This is a genomic window from Streptomyces sp. NPDC059957, assembly GCF_042730015.1.
Taxonomy (GTDB): Bacteria; Actinomycetota; Actinomycetes; order Streptomycetales; family Streptomycetaceae; genus Streptomyces.
In genome coordinates this window covers 1-10,800 of record NZ_JBHWMB010000135.1, presented here as the reverse complement: position 1 = coordinate 10,800, position 10,800 = coordinate 1, and the positions used below count along the sequence as shown (strand labels likewise).

The 10,800-nt window shown below is 72.2% G+C and carries 8 protein-coding genes; 7 read left to right on the top strand and 1 reads right to left on the bottom strand.

Annotation, left to right across the window (positions count from 1 at the left end):
* Window positions 1–305: 305 nt before the first annotated feature.
* The 3 genes from ACFWBW_RS40590 (at window position 306) to ACFWBW_RS40580 (ending at window position 4,277) form a co-directional block, all read left to right on the top strand.
* On the top strand, window positions 306–1,580 hold the full coding sequence (locus ACFWBW_RS40590; protein ID WP_385384570.1) for a sulfite oxidase: 1,275 nt from the start codon (window positions 306–308) through the stop codon (window positions 1,578–1,580).
* Window positions 1,581–1,819: 239 nt separating this feature from the next.
* The gene (locus tag ACFWBW_RS40585; RefSeq protein ID WP_385384568.1) at window positions 1,820–2,305 is read left to right on the top strand and encodes a hypothetical protein; all 486 of its coding nucleotides are present in this window, start codon (window positions 1,820–1,822) and stop codon (window positions 2,303–2,305) included.
* Window positions 2,306–2,369: 64 nt separating this feature from the next.
* Window positions 2,370–4,277, top strand: coding sequence for an ABC1 kinase family protein (locus ACFWBW_RS40580; RefSeq protein WP_385384565.1), 1,908 nt, complete (start codon window positions 2,370–2,372; stop codon window positions 4,275–4,277).
* Window positions 4,278–4,451: 174 nt separating this feature from the next.
* On the opposite strand, the gene eno is transcribed toward ACFWBW_RS40580, so the two are convergent.
* Window positions 4,452–5,759 (bottom strand): phosphopyruvate hydratase, encoded by a 1,308-nt coding sequence (eno, locus tag ACFWBW_RS40575; protein ID WP_385384562.1) that lies wholly within the window; start codon window positions 5,757–5,759, stop codon window positions 4,452–4,454.
* A gap of 163 nt (window positions 5,760–5,922) precedes the next feature.
* Here eno and ACFWBW_RS40570 point away from each other — a divergent pair, with 163 nt between their 5' ends.
* From ACFWBW_RS40570 to ACFWBW_RS40555, 4 genes are all read left to right on the top strand, one after another.
* Complete coding sequence (locus tag ACFWBW_RS40570; protein ID WP_385384559.1) at window positions 5,923–6,345, top strand: MarR family winged helix-turn-helix transcriptional regulator; 423 nt, start codon at window positions 5,923–5,925, stop codon at window positions 6,343–6,345.
* A gap of 149 nt (window positions 6,346–6,494) precedes the next feature.
* Complete coding sequence (locus ACFWBW_RS40565) at window positions 6,495–6,926, top strand: OsmC family protein (RefSeq protein WP_385384556.1); 432 nt, start codon at window positions 6,495–6,497, stop codon at window positions 6,924–6,926.
* Window positions 6,927–7,259: 333 nt separating this feature from the next.
* On the top strand, window positions 7,260–9,467 hold the full coding sequence (locus tag ACFWBW_RS40560; RefSeq protein ID WP_385384553.1) for an MMPL family transporter: 2,208 nt from the start codon (window positions 7,260–7,262) through the stop codon (window positions 9,465–9,467).
* Between the two features lie 137 nt (window positions 9,468–9,604).
* On the top strand, window positions 9,605–10,800 hold a 1,196-nt coding region (locus tag ACFWBW_RS40555), incomplete at its 3' end, for a polyketide synthase (RefSeq protein WP_385384550.1).

Sequence of the window (10,800 nt, the reverse complement as noted above, 5' to 3'; positions counted from 1 at the left end):
AACACCTCATCGCCACCTGGACCGGCACCTGCCCCACCTGCCGACAACCCACCCCATGGCAGCCCTACGACAGCACGTAACAAAGCACTACTAGGGCGTGACATCGTTGTCGCACGGGCCACGGGGCCTCGTATGTACTCCTTCGACGCGTCCGCGCTCTGGACGATCCGGTCGCCGACGCGGACCTCAACGCCCTGGTATTTCAGCCGTGTTGCAGGTTCGTGGCCATCGCGACGGGAGGGTTCCCGCGCTCGGGGCCCGCCTTCTAGGGTCCGTCGGGAATCGCGATCAAGGAGTGACCCGCCATGCCCCTCGACCTGTCCGACGAGAGCCAGTACGACCGTGCGCGCCTGCGCCAGTGGGCGCGTGGCCGCGCCCGCTCGGCCGGAGTGGACCGGCGTGACCTGCTGAAGCTCTTCGCTGCGGGAGCGGCGGCCGGCACCCTCGGGCTGGGCGCAGTCGGGACGGCCGAAGCCGCGGGATCCGCCGGAACCGCCGCCCTGCCCTCGATCGTGAAGCCGCTGCCGCCCGAGCTGTTCACGATCCGGGGGACCAACGCGGAGACGAAGTTCGCCGCCCTGCGCGGCACGGGCCAGGTGACTCCCGTCGACCGGTTCTTCGTCCGCAACCACACCGCCACGCCCCGCCTCGACAAGGACGGCTGGCGGCTGAAGGTGTGGGGCGACGCACTGTCCGGCGGGCCGGTGGAGTTTTCGTACGACCGGCTGCGCGACCTGCCCGCGGTCGAGCGGACGCTGTTCATCGAGTGCGCGGGCAACGGCCGGAGCTTCTACACCACCCAGCAGGGCCAGACGGTGACCGGGACGGCCTGGACCCTCGGCGCCATCGGTGTGGCCCGCTGGCGCGGGGCCCGGCTCTCGGACGTGCTGCGGCTGGCCGGAGTGACCCGCGGAGCCGTGGACGTACTGCCCCGGGGCCTGGACGACGAGGTGGTCACCAACGGCGTGAACCTGGGGCGGGTGCGGCGCCCGCTGCCGGTGTCGAAGGCGCTGGACGACGTGATCCTCGCGTACGAGATGAACGGCGAGCCGCTGCCGGCCGACCACGGCGGGCCGGTCCGGGTGGTCGTTCCGGACTGGATCGGGATCTCCTCGATCAAGTGGGTCGGTGACATCGAGGTGAGCGGGCAGCCGCTGTACTCGCCGTGGAACACCGACCTGTACCGGCTGTTCGGGCCCGACCAGCCGCCGCAGGGCAGCGCACCCCTGACCCGGCAGACGCTCAAGAGCGCCTTCGAGCTGGAGCTGGGCGCGACCGTGCCCGTGCACCGCACGAAGCTGCTGACCGGACGCTCCTGGTCCGGGGCGGCCCCGGTGCACCAGGTGGACGTCAGCACCGACGGGGGCGCCCACTGGCGGCGGGCCCGGCTGCACGACGTACCGCGCCGCGGCGGCTGGGTGCGCTGGTCGGTGCCGTGGACGCCGCGGACCCCGGGGGCGACCGCCCTGCTGGCACGGGCCACGGACGCGACCGGGCGGACGCAGCCCGCGACGGCCGCGCACAACACCCAGGGGTACCTCTTCGACGCGGTCGTCCGCCACCCGGTCACGGTGGTCTGAGCCTTCCGGGACACCGGCCCGCGCCCTGGACCTGAAGCCCACCACCCTCGGGATCGGACAGGCACCGGAAAGTGGGGCAGGTCTGGTTTCGCCCCCTGCCCTCATGGGGGACTGCCAGGATGGGGCAGAGCTACGTGATTTCCGCTTTTCGGGAGGACGAGTTGACCATTCCAGAGGCCAGGGGTCCCAAGGTCCCGCCGTCGTACCCACCGCGGTCGCCACCGCCGCAGAAGAAGCCGGTGGAAGCCCCGAGGCCCCAGCCGGTCGCGAAGCCGAAGAGCGAGCTGGGCACGGCACGGCCGCGCATGCGGATCAGCAACCGGCAGACCGCGGCCCTGACCTTCCGGGCGGACGAGTGGGCTGCGAAGAAGGCCGCCGGCCAGGCCCTGCAGACGGTTCGGGGCTGGGGCTACCCGGGGCTGGACGAGCAGGACCTGGAGGCCGCCGTCCGGCTCTTGGTCGACGCGGCCGTGCGGGACGGCGGGCGGCGCGTCAGCGTGCACCTCGGCGACCAGGCGGACAAGATCCTCGTGGTCGCCCTCAGCCACCGGGCCGGGTCCCTTCCCGAAGGCGATGTCTTCACCGAGCTCAGGGCACTGGCCACCGTGGACAGTTGCGGCGACGACCTCGCCGACGACGGCCGCCGCGTCTGGGCAGTCCTCGACGCCGCACCCCGTACCCCGCGCGCGCGCAAAGCCCGCGGCAGCACCACTGCCGCTTCCTGACTCAAACCCGCCGACACACGTGCTGTTGAATGAACTCATGTGGTTAACAGGTGTGTTGGTCGGGATGCTCGTCTTCCTTCTTGTGGTGGTGGCGCCCGCGATGGTGGGGCGGCGACTTCTAGGGGTGCGGGCGGGGGTGGTACGGGTCGCGGCTGCGGGGATGTGCGGACTCGCCGTGTCCGGAGCGCTGCTCGGGCCCCGGCTGGAGGAGGAATCGGGGGAGCTCGCGCCGCTGCTGTCCTTGATGGTCGGGGTGGGCATGATCGCCTCGATGGTGGTGCTCGTCGCGCTGGACATCCTGGTGCCCGTGGGTGCCGTACGGCCACTCGTGTGGGTGCAGTCGGTGCGGGGGCGGATCGCTCGGGCGCGGCGGTACTCCGGGGTGGTGCGCATCGCCACCCGGCACGGGCTCGGGCCGTATCTGCGAGGGCGGCGGAGCGCGCCCGGGGTGCGGCACGAGCTGCTGGCGCGGGAGCTGCGGCAGGCGCTGCAGGCCGGCGGGACCGCCTTCGTGAAGCTGGGGCAGCTGATGTCGACCCGGCGGGACCTGCTGCCCGAGGTGTACATCGAGGAGCTCAGTCTGCTGCAGGACCAGGTGCCGCCCGCGCCCTGGAGCGAGGTCGAGACACACCTCGAGGAAAGCCTGGGAGCGCCGGTGCGGGACGTGTTCGCCACGTTCGAGCAGATCCCGCTGGCCGCGGCGTCCATCGCGCAGGTGCACGCGGCCGTCCTGCACGACGGCACCGAGGTCATCGTCAAGGTGCAGCGGCCCGGGATTCCCGAACTCGTGGAGCGCGACCTGGACATCGTCGGGCGCTTGGCCGCCGCCCTGAGCGTCCGCACCGTCTGGGGGCGCGGTCTCGGGCTGAACGAGCTCGCGCAGGGCTTCGCCGTCGCACTGCGCGAGGAGCTGGACTTCCGCGTCGAGGCGCGCAACATGACCGCGGTGCGCCGGGCCGCCGAGGCTCGCGGCGACTCCAGTGTCGCCGTCCCCGTCCTGCACGGGCAGTTCAGCACCGAGCGCGTCCTCGTCATGAGCCGCGTCGAGGGCACCTCGCTCGGCAAGGCGGTCCCCGATGACGAGAAGCACGGCACCCGACTGGCCGAGACGCTGCTCACCGCACTGCTCAACCAGATCATGCTGGACGGTGTCTTCCACGCCGATCCGCACCCCGGCAACATCCTGCTCCAGCCCGACGGCACGGCCGCCCTGCTCGACTTCGGATCCGTCGGCCGGATCGACGCCGGGCTCCGCGAGTCCATGGGCGGGCTCTTCCTCGCCGTCGACCGCGGCGATCCGCTCGCTCTGCGCGAGTCCCTCCTGGAGATCACCGACCGTCCCGCGGAGGTCGACGAGCAGCGGCTGCTGCGCGTGCTGGGGCAGTTCAGCGCCCGCCACCTGGGACACGGATCCGCGCCCGACGCGGAGATGTTCACCGATCTGTTCCGGCTGGTGGCCGCCTTCCGGCTGGCGGTTCCGCCGGAGATCGCGGCCGTGTTCCGTGCACTGGCCACCCTCGAGGGCACACTGATCCGCCTCTCGCCCGGCTTCAACATGCTCCAGGCGTCGCGTACGTACGCCTCGGCCCGGCTCGCAGACCGGCTGGGACCGCAGAGTGCCCGTGACACGGCCCGCGACGAGCTGATCGCGCTGTTGCCTGTCCTGCGACGGTTGCCGCGCCGTCTCGACCGGCTCGGCAGTGCACTCGAGGAGGGCCGGTTCGGAGTCAACGTGCGGCTCTTCGCCGATCTCCGCGACCGGCGGGTCGTCGGCGAGCTCGTCGGGCGGGTGGTACACGCCCTCGTCGGGATCTTCCTCGGGTTCGCCGGCCTCCAACTCCTCGGAATGGACGGCGGCCCGCGCGTGACAGAGAACATCGGGCTGTACGGGCTGATGGGCTGCAACCTCCTGGTGCTGTCCGCCGCCATCGTCCTGCGTACCGTCTATGTCACCAGCCGGCCCATGGAATAGCCGGCCTGTTGCGCAGGAACGGGAACGGGAACGGGAACGAGTACGAGTACGGGTACGGGTACGGGGCATGGCCTGGCCGTGCGGCCGCTGCCACTTGGTCCGCCTCCCCCGGCCCGCGTGTGGGCCCCCCGATCACGATCGGGGGGCCACACGGTCTCTACCTCTGCCTGCTGGTCACGCCCGGCGCAGTGCGGAACGGCCCGCGTAACGCGCCGAGGAGCCCAGCTCTTCTTCGATCCGGATCAGCTGGTTGTACTTCGCCGTGCGGTCGGAGCGCGACAGCGAGCCGGTCTTGATCTGGCCGCAACCGGTCGCCACCGCCAGGTCCGCGATCGTGGTGTCCTCCGTCTCGCCCGAGCGGTGCGACATGACGGCCGTCCAGCCCGCCTGGTGGGCCGTGGCAACCGCGGCCAGCGCCTCGGTCAGGGTGCCGATCTGGTTGACCTTGATCAGGATCGAGTTGCCGGCTCCGGTGCTGATGCCCTCGCGCAGCAGCGTCTCGCTGGTGCAGAACAGGTCGTCGCCGGTGAGCTGGCAGCGGTCGCCGACGCGGGCGGTCAGCTCGCGCCAGCCGTCCCAGTCGTTCTCCGCCATCGGGTCCTCGATGGAGAGGATCGGGTAGGAGTCGATCAGCTTGACCAGGTAATCGACGTTCTCCGAGGGGGTGCGGCGCACTCCCTCGCCCGCGTAGTCGTAGACCCCGTCGCGGAAGAACTCGGAGGACGCCGGGTCCATGATCAGGCCGATGTCGGTGCCGGGGCGGTAGCCGGTGCGCTCGATGGCGGCCATCACGAAGTCCAAGGCCTCCTCGGCGGTACGCAGCGCGGGCGCGAAGCCGCCCTCGTCACCGACGCCCGTGGAGTGGCCGGCGGCCAGCAGGTCGCGGCGCAGGGTGTGGAAGACCTCGCTGCCCATGCGGACGGCTTCGGCGAAGGTGTCGGCGCCCACGGGCGCGATCATGAACTCCTGGAAGTCCAGCGGATTGTCGGCGTGGGCCCCGCCGTTGACGATGTTCATCATCGGCAGCGGCAGGAGGTGGGCGCCGTCGCCGCCGAGGTAGCGGTACAGGGGCAGGCGGTGGGCCGCCGCGGCGGCCTTCGCGGAGGCGAGGGAGACGCCGAGGATCGCGTTGGCCCCGAGCCGGGACTTCGTGGCGGTGCCGTCGAGGGCGACCAGCGCGGCGTCGAGGCCGGCCTGGTCCGCCGCGTCGAGGCCGCTCACGGACGCCGCGATCTCCCCGTTGGCGTGCGCCACGGCTTGGTCTACGCCCTTGCCGTGCCAGCGCGTCGAGTCCCCGTCGCGCAGTTCCACGGCCTCCCGGGCGCCGGTGGAGGCGCCGGAGGGGACGGCCGCGCGCCCCAGGGACCCGTCCGCCAGGACGACGTCGACCTCCACCGTGGGGTTGCCCCGGCTGTCGATGATCCGGCGGGCGGTGACGGTCTCGATGGTGGTGTCGATGTTTCCGACTGCCTGTGTGGACATGAGTGGTTCCTCCCCGTTCTCGCATGTCGTGGCCCCGGCTGCGACAACGCTGGCGCTGAGCCCGACCAGGCAAACACTACAGCAATGCTGTTCAGTTTGGCTGAACAGCATTGCTGTGCTGGTCACTCGCGCAGCAGTACTGACCAGCGAGGTAAGGTGCCTCATGCCCACCCCGGAAGCCGCCGCCATCGCCGCAGAACTGCGCACCGCCATGGGCAAGCTCACCCGGCGCGTCAAACACGAGGACCACATCCCGCTGGGCCAGGTCGCCGTGCTCGGCACGCTCGACCGCGACGGCGCGATGACCACCAGCGACCTCGCCGCCGATCAGCGCGTACGCCCCCAGTCGATGGCTCGGGCGGTGGGACTCCTCATGGAGCAGAACCTGATCACGCGCCGGGCGCACCCCACGGACGGCCGCAAGTCGCTGGTCGAGCTGACGGACGCGGGCCGGGCAGCACTCGAAGCGGAGCGCGGCCGCAGGGCCGGCTGGCTCGCCCAGGCCATCGAAGCAGAACTGACTGACGAGGAGCGGGCGTTGCTGGCACAGAGCGTGGCTCTGCTGGAGCGGCTCGCCACACGCTAGTGCTGTGACCGGGTGACGGCCTCCGGGGCGTTCGCAGCGCAGCCTCCGGCCGGCTCCCTGCGGTCCAGAAGCGATCCCGGCCCTGACACGCCCGCGCCGCCGTATGGCCGGCACGGCACATGGGGGGTGGCGGGGCTACCGTCGGTGTCATGACTGCTGACTCCCTGCGCTCCGTCACCGTCGAGCGAACCGGTCCGGGCAAGTTCACCGCGACCAACTCCCGCGGCGACACGATCACCTTCGGTACCGGATCCGACGGCGGCTTCACCCCCGTCGAGCTCTTCCTCGCCGCGATCGGCGGCTGCTCCGCGGCCGACGTGGACGTCGCCACCACCCGGCACGCCGAACCCGCCGAATTCTCCGTCGCCGTCCACGGGCACAAGACCGAGGACGCGGGCGGCAACCGCATGACCGACCTCGAGGCCGCCTTCACCGTCCGCTTCCCCGCCGGCGAGGCCGGCGACCGGGCCCGCGCAATCCTGCCGCGCGCCGTCAAGACCTCCCACGACAAGCTCTGCACCGTAAGCCGCACGGTGGAAGCCGGAACCCCGGTCACCGTGCAGGTCGTCGACACGGACTGACCGACCGCGACGACCGACGGTCTCGCGGACCACCGGCGAGGATTCGGAGCCACACAGCCGGGAGGACTCTTGGGATCCACCGACCTCGCCCGGTACCTGCACGCACTCGTCCCCGCCCTTGCCACGACAGGGCTCGAAGGGTACGAGGCCAAGGAGATCAGGTACTGAGCCGGCCCACGAGGTGGAGGCGACCAACGAAGGTGCAGACGTACGGAGGAATCCTGTCAAGTAACGAATAGCCGGGGCTACGGCCCCGTCCCCGACCGGGGCACGGTGGAAATCCAGCGTCCTGCACCAGAGCAGGACGAACCGCCATCCGGATCGGAGACCCCGATGTCCCGTCGCGCAGGTGTCTTCGTGACCCGCCGTCCCGGACTCGTCCTCTTCGCCGCCCTCGCGTTCCTCGCGCTGTCCGTCGTGTTCGGTGCACAGGCCACCGGCCGGCTGAAGACGCAGGGGTACGACGATCCCCGGTCCCAGTCCAGCCGAGCCGCCCGCGTGGCCGCCGAGCACCTGGGGGCCTCCCCCAACCTGATCGTCGTCGCAGAGGCACGCGGCGGTTCCGTCGACGGCCCGGCGGCCCGGCGCGAGGGCGAGGACCTGACCCGCCGGCTCACCGCCCGGCCGCACGTGAGCGCCGTGACCTCGTACTGGGCCGGCGGCGCCGCGGAGCTGCGCAGCAGGGACGGCCGGGCGGCCATGCTGGTCGCGCACGTGGACGGGGAGGGCGAGGAGCTCGGTGCGCGCGCCGAGCGGCTGAGCGAGGAGCTGACCGCCCCCGGCTCTCCCGACGCGGCCCTGACCGTGCACGTCGGAGGGTCGGCGCTCACCGACGCCGAGCTCCAGGACATCGCGGAGTCCGATCTGAAGCGGGCCGAGGCCGTCGTGCTGCCGGGCACCCTGATCCTGCTGATTCTGGCGTTCGGCAGCGTCGTGGCCGCCGCGCTGCCGCTGCTGATCGGAGTCCTCGCCATCGCCGGGACCCTGCTGGTCCTGAGCGTCCTCGGCTCCGTCACCGACGTGTCCGTGTTCGCTCTGAACCTCACCACGGCGCTCGGCCTGGGGCTGGGCATCGACTACGGGCTGCTGATCGTCTCGCGGTTCCGCGAGGAGCTCGCCGCCGGCTACCTGCCGCGGACGGCCGCCATCCGGACCGTGCGCACCGCCGGCCACACGATCGCCTTCAGTGCCGCGACGGTCTCCGCCGCGCTCGCGACCCTGCTGGTGTTCCCGCCGTACTTTCTGCGCTCCTTCGCCTACGCGGGCATCGCCGTGGTGGCCATCGCCGCCGTGAGCGCCGTGACCGTCCTGCCCGCTCTGCTCACGCTGCTCGGCAAGCGCGTCAACGCCTGGCCCGTGCCGTGGCGCCGCCGGGCCCGTACGGGCTCCGGATCGCGCTTCTGGGAGGGGCTGGCGCGGATCGTCGTACGCCGCCCGCTGCTCGCGGCGCTGCCGGTGATCGGCCTGCTGGTGGTCCTCGCCGCACCGTTCGCGCACGCCGGTTTCGCCACTCCCGACGACCGGGCGCTGCCCACGAGCGCGGCCAGCCGGCAGACCGGTGACCTGCTGCGCGACGCGTTCGACATGAGGGGCGCCGACGCGCTCACCCTCTCCGTGACGGGCACGGCGCCCCGGTCTGCGGGTGAGGACTACGTCCGCAGGCTGTCCGCGCTCCCCCACGTCGCCCAGGTTTCCCGGGTCGCCGGGCCCGCGGACGACGGTCTGGCCCAGTTCTCCGTGGTGCCGCGGGTCGACCCCCGCTCGCGGGCGGCCCAGCAGCTCGTGCACGACGTCCGCGAGACCCCCGCCCCGGCGGGCACCGAGGTCCTGGTCGGCGGACCGAGCGCGGTACTGGTCGACGCCAAGGACACGGTGGGCGACCGGATACCGCTCGCGCTCGCCCTGATCACCGTCACCACCTTCGTGCTGCTCTTCGGCTTCACGCGCAGTCTGCTCCTGCCGCTCAAGGCCATCGCACTGAACGCCCTGAGCCTGACGGCCGTCCTCGGAGCGATGGTGTGGATCTTTCAGACGGGCCATCTGAGCGGCCTGCTCGGTTTCACGCCCGGACCGCTCAGTACGACCATGCCGGTGCTGCTGTTCTGCATCCTCTTCGGGCTCTCGGTGGACTACGAGGTGTTCGTCCTGGCCCGGATCAAGGAGGCGCGCGACGCCGGGGAGGACAACACCGACTCGATCGTCACGGGCATCGCCCGGACGGGAGGCATCGTCACCACGGCCGGCGCCCTGCTCGCGTTCACCCTCTTGAGCTTCGGTAGCTCCCAGGTCTCCCTCCTGCAGTTCTTCGGCATCGGCGCGGGTCTGGGCGTCCTCCTCGACGCCACGCTCGTGCGGGGAGTCCTCGTACCGGCGCTCATGCGCCTGGCGGGCGGCCTGAACTGGTGGGCGCCGAAGGCGCTGAGGCCCAAAGCGCCGCAGCCGGCCACCCGGCCGCCACCGGCCCCCGCGAGGCGGTGCGCCCCGGGCCGTTGCTCCCCGAGCCGCACCGTCGTCCGCACCCACGCCCACGCGCGCCGCTGACCACCGGGCGCTCCCCCTCTCCGGCCCGGTCCCGCCACCACCCCGTCCCGTCCCACCCCGTCCCACCCCGTCCCGACCCTCCAGCCCCGCCCAGCCCCGGCCGCCATCCGTCCAGGGCACTACGACAAGGAAGACCCATGACTGACATCGCCATCGTCGGACTCGGCTGCCGCTTTCCGGGTGCCCCCGACATCCGCACCTACTGGAAGCTCCTGATGAGCGCGGAGCGTCAGTTCTCCGCCGTCCCGGGGGAACGCTGGAACCACGGGACCTTCCACGAGCCGGGCAACCGGTCGGCACCCAACGCCTCGTACACCGACCAGGTCGCCTTCCTGGAGGACCTGGACCGCTTCGACGCGGCGCACTACGGCGTACCGCCCGCTCGCGCCCGGGCCATGGACCCGCAGCACCGGCTGATGCTCGACGTCACGCGCGAGGCGCTCGCCGACGCGGGGATGGGCCGCGGTGACTTCGACCGCGAGAACACCGGGGTGTTCTTCGGGATATCGGTGTCCGACTACAAGGACCTCATGACGGCCCCCCTCCGGGCGATCACCCTGGCCGAGGACGCGCACGCGGCGGACGACGGCTCCGGGGCCGGAGGCTCGGCGGCCGGGGGCGCCGGGGCGGGGGACGCCGCCGACGCCGCCATGGAGCGGGCGCGGCAGCTCGGCACCATCGACGCCTTCACCTTGCCGGGGAGCCTCCTGAACATGGCGGCCGGGACCGTCAGCCGCCACTTCGACCTCGGCGGTCCCAGCTTCGCCGTCGACGCCGCGTGCTCCGGTTCGCTGGTCGCCCTCGACCAGGCGATCGCCCAGGTGCGGTCCGGCAGCTGCCGGATCGCCCTCGTCGGCGGCGTGTACCTCAACCTCACCCCCGACAGCCTGGTCGGCTTCTCCCGGCTGCGCGCCCTGTCGGCCGCCGGGGTGTGCCGCCCCTTCGACGCGGAGGCCGACGGGTTCGTCCTCGGTGAGGGCGCCGGTGTCGTCGTCATCCGGCCGCTGGCCGACGCCCTCGCCGCCGGAGACCGGGTCTACGCGGTGATCAAGGGCATCGGCTCGGCCAACGACGGCGCCTCCCCCGGCCCCTTGGTGCCCACCGCCGAAGGCCAGCTGCGCGCCATGCGCCGGGCCTACGAGGACGCGGGCGTCGCGCCCTCCTCCGTGGGCTTCCTGGAGGCCCACGGCACCGGCACCGCAGCCGGCGACCGGGCCGAGTCCGAGGCCCTGCGCCGACTGCGCACCGAGTACCCCGACGACGACCCGTCCCTGTGCTACCTCGGCGCGGGCAAGGCCCTGATCGGGCACTCCCTGGCCGCGGCGGGCATCGC